Here is a 22,329-nt window from a genome sequence, read left to right as displayed (position 1 = left end):
GGGCCTCACGAAATTCGAGGAAGGAGGGTGCATGACGTGCTTATTGCAGATTTTTTTAAAAAAGAAGGCCATGCCTGAAAAATTGGAAAAACGCGGGCAATTTATTCTGGAGAAGCGACATCTGCCGGGATTTTCCGAAGAACGTGCCTCGAAAATCCCAATGCGCCTCGAAAACCCGCCGTTTTCGGCAAATTTGCTTCGATCCCGAAATGGCGCAGCGCAGCACGAAAAGCCCGGCCCCGCTTGACAATTGTGCGCTGCAATAATAGCTTTTTTCCTACAGTCACTTGTGGCTGTAAATACCCTCCTTGGGTGTTTCCTCCCTAGACTTAGCCGCGCCACAAGCGCGGTTTTTTTTGCCTGGATTTTGGGGCTGCAGTGCTATTCGGCCGCCAGCGAAGAATTCCCGGCGTATTTTTCCACATGCGCGGCAAGGCCGGCGAGGAAGATGCCGATGGCGTCAGCCAGCGTCCGAAAGCCGTTCTTCTTCTGCAGCGTCGTCTCATCGACATAGAGACCGCGATTGATCTCGATCTGCAGGGCATGCAGCCCGCGCGCGGGCCGGCCGTAGTGCTCGGTGATGAAGCCGCCGGCATAAGGCTTGTTGCGGGCAACCGAAAAGCCGAGATCCTCCAGCAACGAGACGGCCGTGCGCGACAGGTCGGCTGCGGCGCTGGTGCCGTAGCGGTCGCCGATGATGAAATCCGGACGCTGGCCGGTGCCGGCCAGCCGGATATTGCCCGGCATTGAATGGCAATCGATCAGCACTGCCAGCCCGAACTGGACATGGGTGCGGGCGATCAGCCGCCGCAGGCAGGCATGATAGGGCTTGTAGATGGTTTCGATCCGCTCCAGCGCCTCGGCGACCGGAAAGCGGCTGCGGTAGATTTCCATGTTTTCCGCCACCAGCCGAGGCACGGTGCCGAGGCCGCCGGCCACCCGCATCGAACTGATATTGGCATGCGGCGGCAACGGCCCCTCGAACATGCGCGGATCGAGTTCATAAGGCTCGCGGTTGACGTCGAGAAAGGCGCGCGGGAAATGCGCCAGCAGCAGGGGCGCACCGAGATTAGTCACACAATGGAACAGCTCGTCGACGAAATGATCCTCCGAACGACGGATCGACAGGCCGTCCAGACGCGACTGCTCGAGAAAGGACTGGGTATAGGTCCGGCCGCTGTGAGGGGAATTGAACACAAAAGGAATGCGCTGCAGTTCCGGCTCGCGAACTTCGAAGTGTTCGGTTTCGCTGACGTTCTGCGCCATCGCAGCCCTTTTTTACCATGTCACAATCTTGGTGCTTCGTGTATGTTGCCAGCAGGCAGCATTCATGTCCATAGTCGTTTCCTGCCAGTGAACGGGGCTTGACCTCATGTCTTCACCGGATATTTACCCACATGCGGTTTCCTGAAAGTCACCGCAATTCCCGACATCGACACGTAAGGTGCAACGGCTTTATCCATGAGTCCAAAAATTCTCCTCGCCGAAGACGATAACGACATGCGCCGCTTTCTGGTGAAAGCCCTGGAAAAGGCCGGCTACAAGGTATTGTCCTTCGACAATGGCGCAAGCGCCTATGACCGGCTGCGCGAAGAACCGTTCTCGCTCCTTCTGACCGACATCGTCATGCCTGAAATGGACGGCATCGAACTTGCCCGCCGCGCAACCGAGCTCGATCCGGACCTGAAAGTGATGTTCATCACCGGCTTTGCCGCCGTCGCCCTGAACCCCGATTCGAAGGCCCCGAAGGATGCAAAGGTGCTGTCCAAGCCGTTCCACCTGCGCGATCTCGTCGACGAAGTGAACAAGATGCTGGCCGCCTGAGGCCGGGTTTTTAAAGGCGTCCACGAACTCGCAAAACTTCCTGTCAAAAAGCCGATAAAAGCCTATTGACGCCGCAAGAGGTTTTGTGGTCTATGCGCCGACATCGGATGGGCGTGTAGCTCAGCGGGAGAGCACTACGTTGACATCGTAGGGGTCACAGGTTCAATCCCTGTCACGCCCACCATTCCGATACTCCAAGATGAAAATGGCTCCTTCGGGAGCCTTTTTCATTTGCGTCGCAGGGTTACAGGCCCCTTGCCGCCTACCCGCTCTTTCGACATGTCAGCCCGTTGACTCCCCGCCGGCCAACACGAACTGCCCCCATTTGGGGCACTGTTCATCCTTTGCTAAGCACCTGAGGGTTTCCGGCGCGCCTCACTCTTCCCATCAACCTCGACCGATCTATAGTTGTATCAGCCGCATGATGCGGCTGATAGGAGAGCATGATGCCCAATACCGTGGCCAAGAAATTGGCCGCTGATCCAAGTGTCGGTACCGAAGAATTGGAAGCGGCCGTACATTATATGAGAGAAAAACTTATTGAAGCTGCACTGAGGGACGACCCAGCGCCTTTTCTCACTTATCGCAACAAAGTGATTTTCGAGACCACACTGCAAATCCGGCGCAGAAGACAGTCGTCGATCTGAGCACAACCCAAAATAGCCCCTCGGGGATATGGGTATATTGTTCCAACACCTCCGAGCGGGATCATCACACGCTCAGCCCTGAACCCGGGTACGTCCCCGCCGGATACTGACCGGCGGGGACTTCATGCGACACCGGCATCGCGCGACACCAATGCCGTCATCCGCACGGCCTGTGGCGGCGAAATGCGGGGCCGCAGACGCACAAAGGACATTTCGGCACTTGGAAGTGCCGCATGTTTCCTTAAATCCGGCTAGGATCGAAGGAAGCATGCAGTAGGACATCTGCCGATGAACGAGCCCCGCTATAGCCTGCGCCAGGAAACGAACGGCACCTGGACCGTGATCGACATCATCACCCGCCTGCCGGCAGCGTCGGACGGGCGTGACCTGACCGGCCTTGAACATGACGATGCGAGAGACATTGCCGAGGCGCTGAACCGCGATTACCTCGCCGGCCGCGAAAGTCCGCTCGTCTAGAACGAAAAAGCCCTTCCCCGTTGCCGGAGAGGGGCTGGAAAAATGTTGCGTGCTGAAATTGCCGACTGCAAAGTGTCCGGCAGTACCAATAAAGAATGAAACGCCGCGCCGCGCATCCCCCGAATGGGTTAGGTCTTTGTCATCGCCCGCCAGAAAAATTCAAAGTCTTGCGAAGCGTAATTCCGCGGCGCGGTTGCAAGGACACCGCGGACATCTGCCGCGGGCGGGTCATGTGTCGTGCCTCCCCCCAAGACCGGTTCAACGCTCCGTCGCTCCGTCGCTGAAAAAACACGAAATATTGTTACGAAAATCGTGACGGGGGCGCAGTTTTACGATAGGAACCGCTGCAATTGTAAGCCCTGCTCCCCATATCCGCCCTTACCCAGGCTTAACGTTCAAGGAAGACGTCCATGCCCGCCTATCGCTCCCGCACCACCACCCACGGCCGCAACATGGCCGGCGCTCGCGGCCTCTGGCGCGCGACGGGCATGAAGGATAGCGATTTCGGCAAGCCGATCATCGCCGTGGTGAACTCGTTCACGCAGTTCGTGCCCGGCCATGTCCACCTCAAGGACCTCGGCCAGCTGGTCGCGCGCGAGATCGAAGCGAACGGCGGCGTCGCCAAGGAATTCAACACGATCGCCGTGGACGACGGTATCGCCATGGGCCATGACGGCATGCTCTATTCGCTGCCGTCGCGCGAACTGATCGCCGACTCGGTCGAATACATGGTCAATGCCCACTGCGCTGACGCCATGGTCTGCATTTCCAACTGCGACAAGATCACCCCTGGCATGCTGATGGCTTCGCTGCGGCTCAACATCCCGGTCATCTTTGTTTCCGGCGGCCCGATGGAAGCCGGCAAGGTCGTGCTGTCGGACGGCAAGATCCATGCGCTCGACCTGGTCGACGCCATGGTTGCCGCCGCCGACGACAAGGTGTCCGACGAGGATGTCAAGGTCATCGAGCGCTCCGCCTGCCCGACCTGCGGCTCGTGCTCGGGCATGTTCACCGCCAATTCGATGAACTGTCTGACCGAGGCGCTCGGCCTGTCCTTGCCCGGCAACGGTTCGACGCTTGCCACCCATTCCGACCGCGAAAAGCTGTTCCTGCGCGCGGGCCGCGAGATCGTCTCGCTCGCCAAGCGCTACTACGAGGCCGAAGACGTCACCGCCCTCCCCCGCACGATCGCCAGCAAGGGCGCCTTCGAAAACGCCATGGCGCTCGATATCGCCATGGGCGGCTCGACCAACACCGTCCTGCATATCCTGGCTGCTGCCCATGAGGCCGAAGTCGATTTCACAATGGACGACATCGACCGTCTGTCGCGCAAGGTGCCGTGCCTCTCCAAGGTGGCGCCGGCCAAGGCGGACGTGCACATGGAAGACGTGCACCGCGCCGGCGGCATCATGGCGATCCTCGGCGAACTCGACCGGGCCGGCCTGTTGAACAGCGACCTGCCGACTGTGCATTCGAAGACCCTCGCCGAAGCGCTGGCCAGCTGGGACATCGCCGTCACCGACAATCCGGCGGCGCTCGAACTGTTCAGCGCAGCCCCTGGCGGCGTGCCAACCCAGGTCGCCTTCAGCCAGAGCGCGCGCTGGAAGGAACTCGACCTCGACCGCGAACATGGCGTCATCCGCGATGCCCAGCATCCCTTTTCCAAGGATGGCGGCCTGGCCGTATTGAAGGGCAACATCGCGCTCAACGGCTGCATCGTGAAAACCGCCGGCGTCGATGAATCGATCCTGAAGTTCTCCGGTCCCGCCCGCGTCTTCGAAAGTCAGGACGCTTCGGTCAAGGCGATCCTCGCCAACGAGATCAAGGCCGGCGACGTCGTCGTCATCCGCTACGAAGGCCCGAAGGGCGGACCGGGCATGCAGGAAATGCTCTATCCCACGAGCTACCTGAAATCGAAGGGCCTTGGAAAGGCCTGCGCGCTGATTACCGACGGCCGCTTCTCCGGCGGCACCTCGGGTCTTTCGATCGGCCACGTTTCGCCGGAAGCCGCCAATGGCGGCCTGATCGGCATCGTGCGGGAAGGCGACATGATCGACATCGACATCCCCAACCGGACGATCTCGCTGCGCGTCGACGAGGCCGAAATCGCCACCCGCCGCGCCGTACAGGACGCCAAGGGCTGGAAGCCGGTCGAGCAGCGCAAGCGCAAGGTCACGACGGCGCTGAAAGCCTACGCCGCCTTCGCCACCTCCGCCGACCGCGGCGCCGTGCGCGATCTGGGCGACCACTGACGAGGTTGAACGCCGTTTCCCTCCGGAAAGGCGCAACCGATAGTGCCGCGCGTGAAACATGGCGCGGCATGGCCATGGCCCCTCATCCGCCCCTCTTTGTTGGAGAAGTAGGCCGGGCACCTTCTCCTCGTAAACGGGGAGAGGGACCATACGGCCGACTCGGGAACAAGTCCCCTCTCCCCGCGAGCGGGGAGAGGCTAGGGTGAGGGGCAAAAGCGGCCCAGTCGGGCTTTATTTGGTGTACGGTGACACCCGGGCGGCCTGTCGGCAGACCGACACTCAACCGTTCTCGGAAACGAATATGACGACGCCTCCGTCGCACGGCACTGCTCGCGCAAGCCGCTACATGTGCCGCGTTTCCGCCGGTTCATTCCACCAGTTGTTGTGCAGGCCGTCCATATACCGGACCGGCAAGGATGCCAGCACTGTCGGGTCCATGTCGTCCAAGCAAGCGATATTGATGGAAACGAAGGCGCCGCCGATCTCCTCGACATAGCCATGGCCATAAGGTGCGACGCCGCAGGTGTGGCAGAACCGATGATGGCCGCTCATCGTCCCGAACTGGTAGTCGCCAATGCCTGCCTCCTCGCACAACAGACGGAAGTCCTCCGGCTTCACGCTCGCGCCCCAGTACCGCCGTTTGGAGCAGATGGAGCAGTTGCACCGGCTCGTTCCCGCCTCAAGGTCGATATCGGCTTCAAATCGAATGCGGCCGCAATGACAGCTGCCCTTGTAGGTCATTTTCATTCGAATTCTCCCTTGCCTGACGCATCGCAATATGACAGCAAGCAGCCGCTTCCGTGCCGACCAGCTGGAGCATCGATCTTCCGGCCCGCGCACACAAGGACAAGGACGCCAACCGAAGCCCGCGCCCCCAAAAATCAACGGCAAAAGCCCAGCCGCCGCTCAGTTCGCCTGCTGCGGTTCCATATAGGCCAGTTCCCAGACGTGGCCGTCCGGATCCTGGAAGCTGCAGCCATACATGAAGCCATAATCCATCACCGGCCGCCATTCCTTGCCGCCCAGCGAAAGCGCCTTGGCCAGCGTCTCGTCCACCTCCTGTCGGCTTGCGGCCGACAGCGCCGTCAGCACTTCCGTGGTCTTGCTGGTGTCGCTGATTTCATCGATGATGAATTCCTTGAAGCGTGCCTCATGCATCAGCATGACGAAGATATTTTCCTCGACGATCATGCACAGCGTATCGTCGCTCGAAAAGTCCGGGTTGAAACTGAAACCGAGCCCGCTGAAAAATGCTTTCGAACGCGGAACGTCCTTGACCGGCAAGTTCACGAAAATCATCCTCATCTGCTTTCTCCTGTTGATGGAAGGGTTGCCGCCGCCGGCGGAGATGGCATGGGGCTCAGGCGAGCGCCAGGAGGTCCGAACGCAACCGGTCAGGCCGGCCTTCGCCCAGTGCGTCATCGACCTCGGCATGTGTCTTGACCCAGATCGGCAACGCCCGGGAAAGTAGGGCATGGCCTGCCGGCGTCAACTTCATCCGGCGAAGGCGCCGGTCCTTGGCATCGGTCATCGTTTGCAAGAGCCCCCGCTTTTCCAGCGGCTTCAGCGCCGCCGTCAGCGTCGTCCGGTCCATGGCGAGCAGATGGGCGACGGCGCCCATGCCCGGCGGTTCCGGCCGGTTGAGCGACATCAGCAGCGAAAACTGCCCGTTGGTCAGGTCGAGCGGACGCAGCGCCTCGTCGAATTTCCGCGCCAGTGCCCGCGCCGCACGCTGCACATGAAGGCACAGGCATGTGTCGCGCACATGAAGGGTGGTCTCGAACGGAATGACGCCAGGCTTTGACATTGGTCAATAATGTTGATATCAACGTATTTAGTCAAGCGGAATGAAACACGAATTCTTGAGGAGGAATGAACGATGTTGACAAATCCGGTTGTATCCCGCGAGGAATGGCTTAAGGCCCGCAAGGCGCTGCTGGTGCAGGAAAAGGAAGAAACGCGCCGGCGCGACAAGATCCGTGCAGCGCGCCAGAACCTGCCATGGGTCAGGATCGACAAGACCTATGCATTCGACACGCCGACGGGAAAGAAGACGCTCGCCGACCTGTTCGACGGCCGCAGCCAGCTGATGATCTACCATTTCATGTTCGGCCCCGACTGGGAGGCCGGCTGCCCCGGCTGCTCCTTCCTCGCCGACCATATCGACGGCACGCTTGCCCACCTCAATCATCATGACGTGACCTTTGTCGCCGTTTCCCGCGCACCCCTTGCCAAGATCGAAGCCTACAAGAGGCGCATGGGCTGGAAGTTCCCCTGGGTCTCGTCCTTCGGCAGCGATTTCAACTTCGATTTCCACGTCTCCTTCACCAAGGAAGAACTGGAAGGCGGCAAGGTCTTCTACAATTTCACCGAAATGTCCGGCGATCAGGCCAGTGACGAGCTTCCGGGCATGAGCGCCTTTGCCCGCGACGATGCCGGCAATGTCTACCACACCTATTCCGACTATGCCCGCGGCGGCGAGGAGATCCTGACGACGCTGATGATCCTCGACCGGGCGCCAAAGGGCCGCAATGAAACGTCGACCCTGAGCTTCGTGAAGCGTCATGACGAGTATGAGGATAAGGCGCAGCCGCACTCCTGCTGTGCCTGATTCTGTCGAGCCCGCCGATCGCCCGACGTGGAGGCCATTGCGATGAAAGCTGAAATTGTCGAGGAACACCGGTGGCTGGAGCAGCTGAAGGGCCGCTGGCGTGTCACCTTCGACATGCCGGCCGCCGACGGCGAACAGCCATCCGAGGCAGCATGGATCGACGAAACCCGCTCGCTGGGCGGCGCCTGGATTGTCTCGGAGATGACCGGGATCATGCCGGACGGCAGCAAGGCGACCAATCTCATGATGCTCGGCTATGATCCTGCGAAAAAGCGTTATGTCGGCTCTTTCGCCAGTTCGGTGATGACCTATCTCTGGGTCTACGAAGGCGCGCTCGACGAGACCGGCACGGTGCTGACGCTCGACTGCGAGGGTCCCGACTTCGAGAATGCTGGCAGGACGGCGCGCTACCAGGACATCATTACGATCAAGGACGAGAACACGCGGAATTTCTCGTCCCGCATGCAAAATCCCGACGGCACCTGGAAGCCTGTCATGTCTTCCGACTACAACCGAATTTCCGCAGCCTGAGACTTTGCCTTTTCGGCCACCGCGCAACCATTCAAGGGAGGATTGCAATGAGCAAAAAGCATGGAGCGTTCGTCTGGTACGAACTGATGACCACCGACATCGAGGCGGCCGAGGAGTTCTACGACGCTGTCGTCGGCTGGAGGTCCGAGGATGCCGGCATGCCCGGCATGGATTACACGCTGTTCAAGGCGGGCGACGTACGTGTTGCCGGCCTGATGACGATACCCGAAGAGGCCGCGAAGATGAACACGCCGCCGGCCTGGATCGGCTATATCGGTGTCGATGACGTCGATGCCGCGGCAAGGAAGATCGCCGAACTCGGCGGCAAGGTGCATCGCAAGCCGGACGATATCCCCAACATCGGCCGCTTCGCCATCGTCGCCGATCCGCACGGCGCGGTGTTCGCCCTCTTCAAGGGCGCTGGCGACGGCGAGATGCCCGAGATCGCCCGGGATGCCATCGGCAATGTCGGCTGGCACGAGCTGATGGCCGGCGACCTGTCCGTCGAGTTCCCCTTCTACCAGAAGCTGTTCGGCTGGGGGAAGGACGAGGCGATGGATATGGGGCCGATGGGCGTCTACCAGCTCTTCACCCACGACGGCGCGCAGATCGGCGGCATGATGACCAAGACGCCAGAAATTCCGGCGCCCTACTGGGGCTATTATTTCAACGTCGACGCGCTCGACGCCGCTGTCGAACGGGCAACCTCGCGCGGCGCCAAGATCGTCATGGGCCCCATGGAGGTCCCCGGAGGCGCCTGGGTCATTGGCGGCGTCGATCCGCAAGGCGCCCATTTCAGCCTGGTCTCGACGAAACGCTAGACCTGTCGTTTCATTTATATGCAACCACCGGCGGCTCGCTGCCGGTGGTCGCAGGCACCGCCGTCACCAGGTGCGGACACCGAGGGATCCTCCCTCGATATTTCAGCCTTGCAATCTTTCTTCGCATTGCACAAAGTCTTCCAAATGGTGGCAAAGACCCACCATCAAGGGGACAAAAATCCGCATGGCGATCAAGGCAAGCATTCACCACCTGACACACTACAAATACGACAAGCCGGTCCGGCTCGGCCCTCAGATCATCCGGTTGAAACCGGCGGCGCATTCGAAGACCAAGGTGATCAGCCACTCGCTCAAGGTCTCGCCCTCCAATCACTTTGTCACGCTGCAGCAGGATCCCTACGGCAATTATCTCTCCCGCTATGTCTTTCCCGATCCGGTCACCGAGCTGAAGATCGAGGTCGATCTGATCGCCGATATGACGGTCTACAATCCGTTCGATTTCTTCGTCGAGGAGGAAGCCGAAACTTTCCCCTTCCAGTACCCGGAGGATATCCGCGACGACCTGAAGATCTACATGCAGCCGGAGCCGATGAGCCCGGCGCTGGCCGATTATATCGCGTCTATCGACCTGACACCGGTGCGAACCATCGATTTCATCGTCGGCCTCAATGCCCGCCTGCAGCAGAAGGTCAACTACGTCATCCGCATGGAACCCGGCGTCCAGACACCGGAACAGACGCTCACGCTGGCCCTTGGCTCCTGCCGTGATTCGAGCTGGCTGCTCGTGCAGATCCTGCGCAATCTCGGGCTGGCCGCCCGTTTCGTTTCGGGCTACCTCATCCAGCTCACCCCCGATCTCAAGGCGCTTGACGGCCCGTCCGGCACCGAGGTCGATTTCACCGACCTGCACGCCTGGTGCGAAGTCTATATTCCCGGCGCCGGCTGGATCGGGCTTGATCCGACCTCCGGCCTGCTGACCGGCGAAAGCCATATCCCGCTCGCCGCCACGCCGCACTACCGCAACGCCGCGCCAATCTCCGGCGGCCTCTATGGCGACGCCAATACGGCGTTCGAATTCGACATGAAGGTGGCGCGCGTTGCCGAACATCCGCGCATCACCAAGCCGTTTTCCGAGGAGAGCTGGCTGGCGCTGAACGCACTTGGCGAACAGGTCGACAAGGTGCTCGCCGGCGGCGACGTGCGGCTTACCATGGGCGGCGAACCGACCTTCGTCTCGATCGATGATTTCGAATCGGAGGAATGGAACACCGGTGCCGTCGGCCCGACCAAGCGCGACAAGGCCGACCAGCTGATCCGCCGGTTGCGCGAACGTTTTGCCCCCGGCGGATTCCTGCATTACGGCCAGGGCAAGTGGTATCCCGGCGAAAGCCTGCCGCGCTGGACCTTCTCGCTCTACTGGCGCAAGGACGGCAAGCCGATCTGGTCCAATCCCGACCTGATCGCTGCCGAAGGCCAGGACACCAAGGTGACCGAAAGGCAGGCCGAGGCACTTCTCGCCGGCATCGCCGCCGAGCTTGAGATCGAGCCCGACATGATCATCCCGGCTTATGAAGACCCGGCGGAATGGATCATCAAGGAAGGCAGCCTGCCCGAAAACGTCGACCCCTCCAATTCCAAGCTCGAGAGCCCGGAAGAGCGCGCCCGCATCGCCAAGGTGTTCGAGCGCGGCCTGACCACCCCAACCGGCTACATCCTTCCCGTCCAGGCCTGGAATGCCAAGGCCGGCGGCCGCCGATGGGTGAGCGAGAGATGGCGCACCCGCCGCGGCAAGATTTTCCTCATTCCCGGTGATTCGCCGATCGGCTTCCGCATGCCGCTCGGCACCCTGCCCTACGTGCCGCCATCGCAATATCCCTATATCCATCCGGCCGATCCCTCGATCCCGCGCGGTCCGCTGCCCGACTACAGCGCGCCGGCGCGGGCGTTGGCCGAAGCGTCCCGCACGGCAAGCGAGCCGGGCCAGGGCCGCAACGAGCAGAACATCGCCGGATCAGCGGGCGACATCCGCGGCGCGGTGCGCACCGCGCTCACCGTCGAGCCGCGCGACGGCCGGCTCTGTGTCTTCATGCCGCCGGTCGAGCGTATCGAGGATTATCTCGATCTGATCGCCGCCGCCGAGAAGGCCGCCGCCGATCTCGGCCTGCCGATCCATATCGAAGGCTATGCGCCGCCGCATGACGAGCGCATCAACGTCATGCGCGTGGCGCCCGATCCCGGCGTCATCGAGGTCAATATCCACCCGGCATCCAACTGGCAGGATTGCGTCGCCATCACCACGGCGATCTATGAGGAAGCCCGCCAGTCGCGGCTCGGCGCCGACAAGTTCATGATCGACGGCCGCCACACCGGCACCGGCGGCGGCAACCATGTGGTGGTCGGCGGTCAGAACCCCAACGACAGCCCCTTCCTGCGCCGCCCCGATCTTCTGAAAAGCCTGATCCTGCACTGGCAGCGGCATCCGTCGCTGTCCTATCTCTTCTCCGGCATGTTCATCGGCCCGACCAGCCAGGCGCCGCGCGTCGACGAGGCGCGACACGACACGCTCTATGAGATGGAAATCGCCATGTCGCAGGTGCCGCCGCCAGGCCAGGGCGCGCAACCACTGCCATGGATGGTCGACCGCCTGTTCCGCAATCTCCTGACGGACGTCACCGGCAATACCCATCGCTCGGAAATCTGCATCGACAAGCTGTTTTCGCCGGATGGCCCGACCGGGCGCCTCGGCCTCGTCGAGTTCCGCGGCTTCGAAATGCCGCCGAACGCCCGCATGAGCCTTGCCCAGCAGGTGCTGATACGCGCCCTCATCGCGCGCTTCTGGCAGAACCCGGCCGAGGGCAGGCTGGTGCGCTGGGGCACGGCGTTGCATGACCGTTTCATGCTGCCGCACCATGTCTGGCAGGATTTTATCGACGTGCTGAACGATCTGCGCGCCAATGGTTTCGACCTGCGGCCCGAATGGTTCGAGGCCCAGCTCGAATTCCGCTTCCCCTTCTGTGGGGAGGTCGAGTATGAGGGCGCCAAGCTCGAACTGCGTCAGGCGCTGGAGCCATGGCACGTGATGGGCGAACAGGGCGCCGTCGGCGGCACCGTGCGCTACGTCGACAGTTCCGTCGAACGTCTGCAGGTGAAGCTCGATACCTCTAATCCCGAACGCTATACCGTCGCCTGCAACGGCCGGCCGGTTCCCTTGACCGGGACCGCCGTCAACGGCGTCTCGGTCGCCGGTGTCCGCTACAAGGCATGGCAACCAGCGTCGGGTTTGCACCCGACCTTGCCGGTTAACACACCACTTACATTCGACATTTATGATACATGGTCGGGGCGTTCGATCGGCGGCTGCATTTATCATGTTGCCCATCCGGGCGGGCGCAGTTACGACACGTTTCCAGTCAATGGCAACGAGGCGGAAGCCCGCAGGCTCGCACGCTTCGAGCCATGGGGGCATACAGCCGGCGCTTACGCCCTCGTGCCGGAAACCCGATCAGCGGAATTTCCCCTGACGCTGGATTTGCGGCGTCCGGCAGGAGTATAGGGCCTCGATGTCAAAGAAGCAGACGGCGGAAGCAGTGCGCGCGCAAAAGCGGGACGAGAATGACCCGGCATTCGGCTATCGCGCCCTTCCCGGCATTGCCGACGAGATGCTCGATACGCATGGCAATGTCCGGCCGGTCTGGCAGCATCTTCTCTCGACCATCGGCCACATGGACGAGACGGAGCTTGCCAACCGCTTCGCCCGCGCCGACCGCTATCTGCGCGACGCCGGCGTCTTCTATCGGGCTTACGGGACGAAGGAAAATTCCGAACGCAGCTGGCCGCTCTCGCATGTGCCGGTCCTGATCGACGATGTCGAGTGGCAGGCCGTCTCGAAAGGCCTCGTCCAGCGCGCCGAGTTGCTGGAGCGTATCGTCGCCGATATCTACGGTTCCAACCGGCTTGTCGCCGAAGGTTTCCTGCCGCCGTCGCTGGTGGCCGGCAATCCGGAATTCCTGCGCCCGATGGTCGGCGTGCTGCCGGCCGATGGGCATTTCCTGCATTTCTGTTCCTTCGAGATCGGCCGCGGCCCGGACGGCAATTGGTGGGTGCTGTCGGATCGCACCGAGGCCCCCTCCGGCGCCGGTTTCGCGCTTGAAAACCGCGTGGCGACCACCCGCGCCTTTTCCGATCTCTACGCCGAAACGCACGTCCATCGCCTTGCCGGCTTCTTCGGCGCCTTCCGTGATACGCTGCAATCGCGCAAGAAGCATCCCGACGACCGCATCGCCGTCCTGACCCCCGGTGTCGCCAACGAGACCTATTTCGAGCATGCCTACATCGCCCGCTACCTCGGCTTCATGCTGCTCGAGGGCGAGGATCTGACCGTCATCGATGGCCGCGTCATGGTGCGCACCGTCGCCGGCCTCAAGCCTGTTGGCGTGCTCTGGCGCCGCCTCGACGCAGCCTTCGCCGATCCGATGGAGCTCAACCAGCGCTCGCAGATCGGCACGCCCGGCATGGTCGAGGCGCTTCGCTCCGGCTCGGTGTCGATCGTCAACTCGCTCGGATCCGGCATCGTCGAAACCCGCGCCTTCCTCGCCTTCCTGCCGAAGATCTGCCGCCGTCTTCTGGGCGAGGACCAGATCCTGCCAAGCATCGCCACCTGGTGGTGCGGCCAGCAGCCGGAACGCGATCAGGTGGCAGGCAACATCGAGAAGATGGTGATCGGCCCGGCCTACTCGACGCGTCCCTTCTTCGACGACAACGACCGCTCGGTCCTCGGCTCGACGTTGCGAGACAATGCCAAGGTGTCGGTCTCCGAATGGCTGCAGACCGACGGCCCGAAGCTCGTCGGCCAGGAAGTGGTGACCCTCTCGACCACGCCCGCCTGGGTCAACGGCAAGCTGACGCCTCGGCCGATGAGCCTGCGCGTCTACGTTGCCCGTACCCGCGACGGCTGGCAGGTGATGCCGGGCGGCTTTGCCCGCATCGGCTCGCGCGCCGACGCCGCCGCGATCGCCATGCAGGCAGGCGGTTCGGCCGCCGATGTCTGGATCGTCAGCCAGAAGCCGGTGGAGCAGATGACGCTCCTGCCGGCCGAGGAGAGCTTCATCCGCATCATGCCCGGCAGCCTGCCGAGCCGAGCGGCCGACAACCTCTTCTGGCTCGGCCGCTATATCGAGCGGGCGGAAGGCGCATTGCGCATCCTGCGCGCCTGGCACGGGCGGTTTGCCGAAACCGCCAATACCCAGATGCCGCTCCTGAAGGACATCACCGACTATCTGGCTGGTCTCGATATCGACACCCGGCAGGCCGTACCGGAAAGCCTGGTCACCAACATCAACAGCGCGCTGTTCTCCGCCAGCAATATCCGCGACCGTTTCTCGGCCGACGGCTGGCTGGCGCTCAACGATCTCGCCAAGACCGCTCGCAAGTTCCAGTCGACGGTGCAGGCCGGCGACGATGCCACGCATGCGATGACGATCCTGTTGCGCAAGCTCGCGGGCTTTGCCGGTCTCGTCCATGAAAACATGTATCGCTTCACCGGCTGGCGCTTCCTGTCGATCGGCCGCTATCTCGAGCGCGGGCTGCACATGACCCGCCTGCTCGGCCATATGTCGGGCGAGGACGCGCCGGACGGCGCCTATGACATGCTGCTGGAGATCGGCGACAGCGTCATGACCCACCGCCGCCGCTACAACGTCAACACTGCAGCCCTCACCGTCACCGATCTGCTGGCGCTCGACCCGCTCAACCCGCGCTCGATCCTCTACCAGCTGAACGAGATCAAGACCGAGGTCGAGCAGCTGCCGAACGCCTTCTCGAACGGCCAGATGTCGCCCTTCTACCGCGAAGCCATGCGCCTCCACGCCGGTCTTGCCGTCATGACGCCTGACGCGATGAACGCTCTGGTCTACAATCGCCTCGAACAGGAACTGGGGCGCTTCTCCGATATCCTCGCGCAAACCTATCTCGGATAGGATAGAGAAGCCTTGCGCCGAAACTGAGAGTTCCATGCTCTACGACATCAATCTGCGGATCACTTACACCTACGAAGTCCCGGTTTCCGGCGGCCGCCATGTCGTTCGCGTGCTGCCCGTCTCGCTGCCGGACCGCCAGCGGCTGGTGGCGGGCACGGTCACCTGCACGCCGACGCCGGAGGAGCGCCGGGATAGCGGCGATTTCTTCGGCAATCCCTCGACTTCGATCCTGTTTCGCAAACAGCATGAAAAGCTGGTGATCCGCATGCAGGCGCGGGTCCAGCTCGAGCCCCAGCCATTGACCGCCGATTTTTCACCCGACCTTGCGGCCTTTCCGGCAGAGATCGGCGACGTCTGGTCGCTCGACCCCGATTCGCCGCACCATTTTCTCGGTGCCAGCCCGCGCCTGCCCGAGGATACGGCGATCGCCTCCTATGCCCGGGCCATTGCCAAGCCGGGCATGACGATCCGCCAGATCGCCACCGCCATCTGCGACCGGATCCACAAGGACTTCACCTACGACGCGAAGGCGACGACCGTCGATACGACACCGCGCGAGGCCTTCAAGCTGAAGCGTGGCGTCTGCCAGGATTTCACCCATGTGATGATCACCGCGCTGCGCAGCCTCGGCATACCCGCAGGCTATGTCAGCGGCTTCCTGCGCACCATCCCGCCGCCGGGCAAGGAACGTCTCGAAGGCGCCGACGCCATGCATGCCTGGGTACGTTTCTGGTGCGGAGCCACCACCGGGTGGATGGAACTCGACCCCACCAACAATATTGCTGCCGGACTGGATCACATCGTCGTTGGCCACGGCCGCGACTACAGCGACGTTGCACCCGTTATCGGCGTGTTGAAAAGCTACGGATCGCACAAGACGGAGCAGGCCGTGGATGTCATTCCGCTGCAGTGACCGCCCTGCGCGGGTGGGCGGCGAGCCCTCTGCTGGCGCCGATTGCCACCGCCAACCCCCGACTGCCCGGCAGACCGGACGGTTGTTTCGTCTGCCCGCCAAGGCTTGAAACCGCCCGTACAGCGCCGCTTCCATCCAATTTTCATCTTATTGAAAACGCTATTGCAAGCGCTTCGTATCGGTGCATAAATCGTTTTATGCCCCGTTGGTGTCCGCCTCCGGCCTTCCAAAGAGCTAAGAAAGGGTAAGCCTGTTTCCATGATCGATCGTCTGTCCAACGAAAAAATCCCGAGCGCCGCACCGCGTTCCTCGAACGCCGAAGTGCTCGCCAGGGAGATCATCGAACGCCTCACCTACCGTATCGGCAAGGACCCGAAAGTCGCAAAGCCGCACGACTGGCTGACGGCTGCAATCCTGGTGGTGCGTGACCGCATCACCGACAACTGGATGGAATCGACGCGCAAGACCTACGCCACCAATGCCAAGCGCGTTTACTATCTATCGCTGGAATTCCTGATCGGCCGCCTGATGCGCGACGCCGTCACCAATATCGGCCTGATGGACGAACTGCGCGACGCGCTCGCCTCCTTTGGCGTCGATCTTGACGTCATCGCCACGCTGGAGCCGGATGCGGCACTCGGCAATGGCGGTCTGGGCCGTCTCGCCGCCTGTTTCATGGAATCGATGGCGACCGTCGACATTCCGGCCTATGGCTACGGCATCCGCTACGTCCACGGCCTGTTCCGCCAGCAGATGGCCGACGGCTGGCAGGTGGAACTGCCGGAAACCTGGCTTGCGCACGGCAATCCCTGGGAATTCGAGCGCCGCGAAAGCTCCTATGAGATCGGCTTCGGCGGTTCGGTCGAAACCGTCAATGTCGACGAGGAAGTGACCCGCTACGTCTGGAAACCGGCCGAGCGCGTCATCGCCACCGCCTGCGACACGCCGGTGGTCGGCTGGCGCGCCAAGCGCGTCAACACGCTGCGGTTGTGGACTGCCCACCCGATCGATCCGATCCTGCTCGACGCCTTCAATGCCGGCGACCACATTGGCGCCCTGCGTGAAAGCAACAAGGCCGAAAGCCTCGCTCGCGTGCTTTATCCGGCCGATGCCACCCCGGCCGGCCAGGAACTGCGCCTGCGCCAGGAGTTCTTCTTCTCCTCTGCCTCGCTTCAGGACATCCTGCGCCGTCATCTTCAGCAGTATCCCGACTTCACCTCGCTGCCGGACAAGGTCGCCATCCAGCTCAACGACACGCACCCCGCGGTGTCGGTTGCCGAGCTCGTTCGCCTGCTGACCGACGTCCACGGCATGGATTTCGAAGCCGCCTGGGATATCGCCCGCCATACCTTCTCCTACACCAACCACACGCTGCTGCCCGAAGCGCTGGAAACCTGGCCGGTGCCGCTGTTCGAACGGCTTTTGCCGCGCCACATGCAGATCGTCTATGCGATCAACGCCAAGATCCTGCTCGAGGCCCGCAAGCAGAAGGCCCATAGCGACCGGGAAGTCCAAAACATTTCCCTGATCGACGAGAGCGGCGACCGCCGGGTGCGCATGGGCAATCTCGCCTTTGTCGGCTCGCACTCGGTCAACGGCGTCTCGGCCCTCCATACGGAGCTGATGAAGGAAACCGTCTTCGCCGACCTGCATCGGCTCTATCCGGAACGCATCAACAACAAGACTAACGGCATCACTCCTCGCCGCTGGCTGATGCAGTGCAACCCGGAGCTGGTGACGCTTATTCGCGGCGCCATCGGCGATGAATTCATGGACAATACCGAGGCCTTGCAGGCGCTCGATCCCTTCGCCGACAAGCCCGATTTCCAGGAAAAATTCGCCGCGATCAAGCGCGCCAACAAGGTCAAGCTCGCCCAGCTGGTGCAAAGCCGCATGGGCATCCGGCTCGATCCGTCGGCGATGTTCGACATCCAGATCAAGCGGATCCACGAGTACAAGCGCCAGTTGCTCAACATCGTCGAGGCGATCTCGCTCTACGACCAGATCCGTTCGCATCCTGAAAAGGACTGGGTGCCGCGGGTGAAGCTCTTCGCCGGCAAGGCGGCGCCGAGCTATCACAACGCCAAGCTGATCATCAAGCTCGCCAACGACGTTGCCCGCGTGATCAACAACGACCCGGCCGTGCGCGGCCTTTTGAAGGTGGTGTTCGTTCCGAACTACAACGTCTCGCTCGCCGAGATCATGGTGCCGGCTGCCGACCTGTCGGAACAGATTTCCACCGCCGGCATGGAAGCGTCGGGAACCGGCAACATGAAGTTCGCGTTGAACGGTGCGCTGACCATCGGAACGCTGGATGGCGCCAATGTCGAAATGCGCGACTGGGTCGGCGCGGACAACATCAAGATCTTCGGGATGACAGCGGAGGAAGTCTCCAAGGTGCGCGCCGAGGGGCACAATCCCCGCGCCATCATCGAGCAATCGCGCGAACTCTCGCAGGCATTGCAGGCGATCGCCTCGGGCGTTTTCTCGCCCGACGATCGCAACCGCTTCTCCGGGCTGATAGATGGCATCTACAATCACGACTGGTTCATGGTGGCGGCCGATTTCGACGCCTATGCCAAGGCCCAGCGCGAGGTTGATGCGATCTGGACGGACACGGCAAGCTGGTATTCCAAGACCATCCGCAACACCGCGCGGATGGGCTGGTTCTCCTCCGACCGCACAATCCGCCAATATGCCGGGGAAATCTGGAGAGCCGGATGACAACAGTGCCGAACGACGCCACGCCTACCGTTCCGCCAGCCAGCCTGTCGACGGAAGAGATTGCGGCGATCCTCGCTGGCACTCACAGCAATCCGTTCGCCGTTCTCGGCGTGCATCAGGCGGGCAAGGACTTCGTTGCCCGCTGCTTCATCCCGGGCGCCGAAACGGTGACAGCCGAGACACTGGCCGGCAAGGAGCTCGGTGCCCTTACCCGGCGCGACGATGCCGGCTTCTTCGAGGGCCCCGTTGCCGTCAAGAAGATCCAGCCGGTGCGCTACCGGGCCCGCAACGAGGGCGGCGAGTGGACCGTCACCGATCCCTACAGCTTCGGCCCCGTGCTCGGGCCGATGGATGACTATTACATCCGCGAAGGCTCGCATCTGCGCCTCTTCGACAAGATGGGCGCGCATCCGCTCAAGCATGACGGCGCCGATGGCTTTCACTTTGCCGTCTGGGCGCCGAATGCGCGGCGTGTCTCGGTCGTTGGCGATTTCAACGATTGGGATGGCCGGCGCCACGTCATGCGGCTTCGCCAGGACACCGGCATCTGGGAAATCTTCATTCCGGATATCCAGGCAGGCGCGATCTACAAATACGAGATCGTCGGCAAGAATGGCGAGCTCCTGCCGCTGAAGGCCGACCCCTTCGCCCGGCGCTCGGAACTGCGCCCGAAGAACGCCTCGGTGACAACAGGCGAAATCGACCAGGCCTGGGAGGACGCAGCGCACCGGGCGCATTGGGCAAGCGTCGACGCGCGCCGCCAGCCGATCTCGATCTACGAGGTCCATGCCGGCTCCTGGCAGCGCCGCGACGATGGCGAGATGCTGAGCTGGGACGAACTCGCCGACCGGCTGATCCCCTATTGCGTCGACATGGGCTTCACCCATATCGAGTTCTTGCCCGTCACCGAATATCCCTTCGATCCCTCCTGGGGCTACCAGACGACCGGGCTCTATTCGCCGACCGCCCGCTTCGGCGAGCCGGAAGGCTTTGCCCGCTTCGTCAACGGCGCCCACAAGGTCGGCATTGGCGTCATTCTCGACTGGGTGCCGGCGCATTTCCCGACCGACGCCCACGGGCTGCGCTGGTTCGACGGCACCGCCCTTTACGAGCATGAGGACCCCCGCCAGGGCTATCATCCCGACTGGAACACCGCGATCTACAATTTCGGCCGCGCCGAGGTGTTTTCCTACCTCGTCAACAATGCGCTCTACTGGGCCGAGAAGTTCCACCTCGACGGCCTGCGCGTCGATGCCGTCGCCTCGATGCTTTACCTCGACTATTCGCGCAAGCACGGCGAATGGGTGCCGAACGAATATGGCGGCAACGAGAACCTCGATGCCGTCCGCTTCCTGCAGACGATGAACAAGGAAGTTTACGGCAGCCACCCCGGCATCATCACCATTGCCGAGGAATCCACCTCCTGGCCCAAGGTCTCGCATCCGGTCCATACCGGAGGCCTCGGTTTCGGCTTCAAGTGGAACATGGGCTTCATGCACGACACGCTGCAATATTTCCAGCGCGAGCCGGTGCACCGCAAGTTTCACCACAATGACCTGACCTTCGGCCTGCTCTATGCCTTCAGCGAGAATTTCGTGCTGCCGCTCTCCCATGACGAGGTGGTGCACGGCAAGGGCTCGCTGATTGCCAAGATGGCCGGCGACGACTGGCAGAAATTCGCCAATCTGCGCGCCTATTACACCTTCATGTGGGGCTATCCGGGCAAGAAGCTCTTGTTCATGGGGCAGGAATTCGCCCAGTGGCGCGAATGGTCGGAAGACCGCGCGCTCGACTGGAACCTGCTCGAATATCCGCTGCACGAAGGCATGCGCCGGCTGGTACGGGATCTCAACGGCACCTATCGCAACAAGGCCAGCCTGCATGGCCGCGATTGCGAGGGCGACGGCTTCGAATGGCTGATCGCCGACGACCGCGACAACTCGGTCTTTGCGTGGCTGCGCAAGGCGCCCGGCGAAAAACTGATCGCCGTCGTCGCCAACCTGACCCCGGTCTACCGGGAGAGCTACACCATCTTGCTGCCTGTGGAGGGGCGGTGGAAGGAAATCCTCAACAGCGACGCCGAAATCTATGGCGGCAGCGGCAAAGGCAATGGAGGGGCAGTCCAGGCGACGAAGGATAGCGCAGGTGTCACAACGGCCACCATCACCCTGCCGCCTCTGGCGACACTGATGCTGGAGCAGGATTAGCCCACGCAAAGGCGGGCTCCCAAGGCCTGTCCATGCCGTGTGAAGCAAGAATATTGGGAGACGATGCCGGTCCGAGGAGATTGGCAGACCTCTCCGGAACCATACTATCGGGAGGAAAAATCAATGGAAAAACGCAGCCAGCCCCTCGCCCGTGACGCCATGGCCTATGTGCTCGCCGGCGGCCGCGGCAGCCGCCTCAAGGAATTGACGGATCGTCGCGCCAAGCCCGCGGTCTATTTCGGCGGCAAGGCCCGCATCATCGATTTCGCGCTGTCGAATGCGCTCAATTCCGGTATCCGCCGCATCGGCGTCGCAACCCAGTACAAGGCGCATTCGCTGATCCGCCACCTGCAGCGCGGCTGGAACTTCTTCCGACCCGAACGAAACGAAAGCTTCGACATCCTGCCGGCCTCGCAGCGCGTGTCGGAAACGCAATGGTACGAAGGCACCGCCGACGCCGTCTTCCAGAACATCGACATCATCGAGGATCACGGCGTCGAATACATGGTCATCCTCGCCGGCGACCATGTCTACAAGATGGACTACGAACTGATGCTGCAGCAGCACGTCGATTCCGGCGCCGACGTCACCATCGGCTGCCTGGAAGTGCCGCGCATGGAAGCGACCGGCTTCGGCGTCATGCATGTCGACGACAAGGACCAGATCATCGCCTTCGTCGAAAAGCCGGACGACCCGCCGGGAATTCCCGGCAATCCGGAGATGGCGCTCGCCTCGATGGGCATCTATGTCTTCCACACCAAATTCCTGATGGACGTGCTGCGCCGCGACGCGGCCGACCCCTCCTCCTCGCGCGATTTCGGCAAGGACATCATCCCCTACATCGTCCAGCACGGCAAAGCCGTCGCCCACCGCTTCAACCAGTCCTGCGTCCGCTCCGATTTCGAGCGCGAGGCCTATTGGCGCGACGTCGGCACGATCGATGCCTACTGGCAGGCCAATATCGACCTCACCCATGTCACGCCGGAACTCGACATTTACGACAGCACCTGGCCGATCTGGACTTTCGCCGAGATCAAGCCGCCGGCGAAGTTCGTCCATGACGACGAGAATCGCCGCGGCTCGGCAATCTCTTCGCTCGTCTCCGGCGACTGCATCATCTCCGGCGCGGCATTGCACCGCAGCATGCTGTTCACCGGCGTGCGCGTAAATTCCTTCTCCCGCCTCGATGGCGCGGTGATCCTGCCCAACGTCAAGATCGGTCGGCATGCGCAGCTGAAGAATGTCGTCATCGACAGTCGCGTCGTCATTCCCGAAGGCCTCGTCGTCGGCGACGATCCGGAATTCGACGCCAAGCGCTTCCGCCGCTCGGAAAACGGCATCTGCCTGATCACCCAGGCGATGATCGACAAGCTGGACCTGTAAGGC

The 22,329-nt window shown here is 62.2% G+C and carries 18 protein-coding genes and 1 tRNA gene; 15 read left to right on the top strand and 4 right to left on the bottom strand.

Annotated features, from left to right (window positions below):
• The first annotated feature begins 31 nt into the window (after positions 1–31).
• Positions 32–247: a hypothetical protein gene (locus tag JNB71_RS17875; protein ID WP_220373161.1), complete on the top strand. Its 216-nt coding sequence runs from the start codon at positions 32–34 to the stop codon at positions 245–247.
• A gap of 134 nt (positions 248–381) precedes the next feature.
• Here JNB71_RS17875 and JNB71_RS17870 read toward each other — a convergent pair whose 3' ends face one another.
• On the bottom strand, positions 382–1,266 hold the full coding sequence (locus JNB71_RS17870) for an N-formylglutamate amidohydrolase (protein WP_220373160.1): 885 nt from the start codon (positions 1,264–1,266) through the stop codon (positions 382–384).
• A gap of 195 nt (positions 1,267–1,461) precedes the next feature.
• Between JNB71_RS17870 and cpdR1 the strand changes: the two genes are divergently transcribed.
• The 5 genes from cpdR1 to ilvD all read left to right on the top strand — a co-directional run bounded on the left by cpdR1 (position 1,462) and on the right by ilvD (position 5,200).
• Positions 1,462–1,824 (top strand): response regulator CpdR1, encoded by a 363-nt coding sequence (cpdR1, locus tag JNB71_RS17865; protein ID WP_018327941.1) that lies wholly within the window; start codon positions 1,462–1,464, stop codon positions 1,822–1,824.
• A 109-nt stretch (positions 1,825–1,933) separates the two neighbouring features.
• Positions 1,934–2,008, top strand: a tRNA-Val gene (locus JNB71_RS17860).
• A gap of 262 nt (positions 2,009–2,270) precedes the next feature.
• Complete coding sequence (locus JNB71_RS17855) at positions 2,271–2,471, top strand: hypothetical protein (protein WP_220373159.1); 201 nt, start codon at positions 2,271–2,273, stop codon at positions 2,469–2,471.
• 288 nt (positions 2,472–2,759) lie between these two features.
• A complete protein-coding gene (locus JNB71_RS17850) occupies positions 2,760–2,948 on the top strand; it encodes a hypothetical protein (protein ID WP_220373158.1) in 189 nt (62 codons plus the stop codon).
• Between the two features lie 410 nt (positions 2,949–3,358).
• Entirely contained in the window at positions 3,359–5,200 is a 1,842-nt protein-coding gene (gene ilvD, locus JNB71_RS17845; RefSeq protein ID WP_220373157.1) for a dihydroxy-acid dehydratase, read from the top strand.
• 342 nt (positions 5,201–5,542) lie between these two features.
• Here the strand turns inward: ilvD and JNB71_RS17840 are convergent, their stop codons facing one another.
• From JNB71_RS17840 to JNB71_RS17830, 3 genes are all read right to left on the bottom strand, one after another.
• A complete protein-coding gene (locus JNB71_RS17840; protein ID WP_220373156.1) occupies positions 5,543–5,947 on the bottom strand; it encodes a GFA family protein in 405 nt (134 codons plus the stop codon).
• 159 nt (positions 5,948–6,106) lie between these two features.
• On the bottom strand, positions 6,107–6,505 hold the full coding sequence (locus JNB71_RS17835; protein ID WP_220373155.1) for a VOC family protein: 399 nt from the start codon (positions 6,503–6,505) through the stop codon (positions 6,107–6,109).
• 55 nt (positions 6,506–6,560) lie between these two features.
• On the bottom strand, positions 6,561–7,007 hold the full coding sequence (locus JNB71_RS17830; RefSeq protein WP_220373154.1) for a MarR family winged helix-turn-helix transcriptional regulator: 447 nt from the start codon (positions 7,005–7,007) through the stop codon (positions 6,561–6,563).
• A 75-nt stretch (positions 7,008–7,082) separates the two neighbouring features.
• On the opposite strand from JNB71_RS17830, the gene JNB71_RS17825 reads away from it, so the two are divergent.
• The 9 genes from JNB71_RS17825 to glgC all read left to right on the top strand — a co-directional run bounded on the left by JNB71_RS17825 (position 7,083) and on the right by glgC (position 22,326).
• A complete protein-coding gene (locus tag JNB71_RS17825; RefSeq protein ID WP_220373374.1) occupies positions 7,083–7,811 on the top strand; it encodes a DUF899 domain-containing protein in 729 nt (242 codons plus the stop codon).
• A 42-nt stretch (positions 7,812–7,853) separates the two neighbouring features.
• On the top strand, positions 7,854–8,342 hold the full coding sequence (locus tag JNB71_RS17820) for a DUF1579 domain-containing protein (RefSeq protein WP_220373153.1): 489 nt from the start codon (positions 7,854–7,856) through the stop codon (positions 8,340–8,342).
• A 47-nt stretch (positions 8,343–8,389) separates the two neighbouring features.
• A complete protein-coding gene (locus JNB71_RS17815) occupies positions 8,390–9,163 on the top strand; it encodes a VOC family protein (protein WP_220373152.1) in 774 nt (257 codons plus the stop codon).
• Between the two features lie 184 nt (positions 9,164–9,347).
• Positions 9,348–12,677 (top strand): DUF2126 domain-containing protein, encoded by a 3,330-nt coding sequence (locus JNB71_RS17810; RefSeq protein WP_220373151.1) that lies wholly within the window; start codon positions 9,348–9,350, stop codon positions 12,675–12,677.
• Positions 12,678–12,684: 7 nt separating this feature from the next.
• Positions 12,685–15,099: a circularly permuted type 2 ATP-grasp protein gene (locus tag JNB71_RS17805; protein ID WP_220373150.1), complete on the top strand. Its 2,415-nt coding sequence runs from the start codon at positions 12,685–12,687 to the stop codon at positions 15,097–15,099.
• A gap of 34 nt (positions 15,100–15,133) precedes the next feature.
• Entirely contained in the window at positions 15,134–16,012 is an 879-nt protein-coding gene (locus JNB71_RS17800; protein WP_220373149.1) for a transglutaminase family protein, read from the top strand.
• 258 nt (positions 16,013–16,270) lie between these two features.
• Positions 16,271–18,736, top strand: coding sequence for a glycogen/starch/alpha-glucan phosphorylase (locus tag JNB71_RS17795; RefSeq protein WP_222857334.1), 2,466 nt, complete (start codon positions 16,271–16,273; stop codon positions 18,734–18,736).
• Complete coding sequence (gene glgB, locus JNB71_RS17790; protein ID WP_220373148.1) at positions 18,733–20,943, top strand: 1,4-alpha-glucan branching protein GlgB; 2,211 nt, start codon at positions 18,733–18,735, stop codon at positions 20,941–20,943. Before JNB71_RS17795 ends, glgB begins: the two co-directional genes overlap by 4 nt.
• Before the next feature lie 123 nt (positions 20,944–21,066).
• A complete protein-coding gene (gene glgC, locus JNB71_RS17785; protein WP_220373147.1) occupies positions 21,067–22,326 on the top strand; it encodes a glucose-1-phosphate adenylyltransferase in 1,260 nt (419 codons plus the stop codon).
• Positions 22,327–22,329: the final 3 nt, after the last annotated feature.

The organism is Rhizobium herbae, from assembly GCF_019511375.1.
Taxonomy (GTDB): domain Bacteria; phylum Pseudomonadota; class Alphaproteobacteria; order Rhizobiales; family Rhizobiaceae; genus Pararhizobium; species Pararhizobium herbae_A.
Note: the sequence above shows the minus strand (reverse complement) of the source record. Positions and strands in the feature narration are given on the sequence as shown.

Excerpts from the sequence above, each read along its gene's own strand:
- JNB71_RS17805 (WP_220373150.1), top strand. The coding sequence starts at position 12,685 with ATGTCAAAGAAGCAGACGGCGGAAGCAGTGCGCGCGCAAAAGCGGGAC.
- JNB71_RS17870 (WP_220373160.1), bottom strand. The coding sequence starts at position 1,266 with ATGGCGCAGAACGTCAGCGAAACCGAACACTTCGAAGTTCGCGAGCCG.
- JNB71_RS17795 (WP_222857334.1), top strand. The coding sequence starts at position 16,271 with ATGATCGATCGTCTGTCCAACGAAAAAATCCCGAGCGCCGCACCGCGT.
- glgC (WP_220373147.1), top strand. The coding sequence starts at position 21,067 with ATGGAAAAACGCAGCCAGCCCCTCGCCCGTGACGCCATGGCCTATGTG.
- JNB71_RS17855 (WP_220373159.1), top strand. The coding sequence starts at position 2,271 with ATGCCCAATACCGTGGCCAAGAAATTGGCCGCTGATCCAAGTGTCGGT.
- JNB71_RS17840 (WP_220373156.1), bottom strand. The coding sequence starts at position 5,947 with ATGAAAATGACCTACAAGGGCAGCTGTCATTGCGGCCGCATTCGATTT.
- JNB71_RS17820 (WP_220373153.1), top strand. The coding sequence starts at position 7,854 with ATGAAAGCTGAAATTGTCGAGGAACACCGGTGGCTGGAGCAGCTGAAG.
- JNB71_RS17810 (WP_220373151.1), top strand. The coding sequence starts at position 9,348 with ATGGCGATCAAGGCAAGCATTCACCACCTGACACACTACAAATACGAC.
- JNB71_RS17835 (WP_220373155.1), bottom strand. The coding sequence starts at position 6,505 with ATGAGGATGATTTTCGTGAACTTGCCGGTCAAGGACGTTCCGCGTTCG.
- JNB71_RS17850 (WP_220373158.1), top strand. The coding sequence starts at position 2,760 with ATGAACGAGCCCCGCTATAGCCTGCGCCAGGAAACGAACGGCACCTGG.
- ilvD (WP_220373157.1), top strand. The coding sequence starts at position 3,359 with ATGCCCGCCTATCGCTCCCGCACCACCACCCACGGCCGCAACATGGCC.
- cpdR1 (WP_018327941.1), top strand. The coding sequence starts at position 1,462 with ATGAGTCCAAAAATTCTCCTCGCCGAAGACGATAACGACATGCGCCGC.
- JNB71_RS17830 (WP_220373154.1), bottom strand. The coding sequence starts at position 7,007 with ATGTCAAAGCCTGGCGTCATTCCGTTCGAGACCACCCTTCATGTGCGC.
- JNB71_RS17800 (WP_220373149.1), top strand. The coding sequence starts at position 15,134 with ATGCTCTACGACATCAATCTGCGGATCACTTACACCTACGAAGTCCCG.
- JNB71_RS17815 (WP_220373152.1), top strand. The coding sequence starts at position 8,390 with ATGAGCAAAAAGCATGGAGCGTTCGTCTGGTACGAACTGATGACCACC.
- JNB71_RS17875 (WP_220373161.1), top strand. The coding sequence starts at position 32 with ATGACGTGCTTATTGCAGATTTTTTTAAAAAAGAAGGCCATGCCTGAA.
- glgB (WP_220373148.1), top strand. The coding sequence starts at position 18,733 with ATGACAACAGTGCCGAACGACGCCACGCCTACCGTTCCGCCAGCCAGC.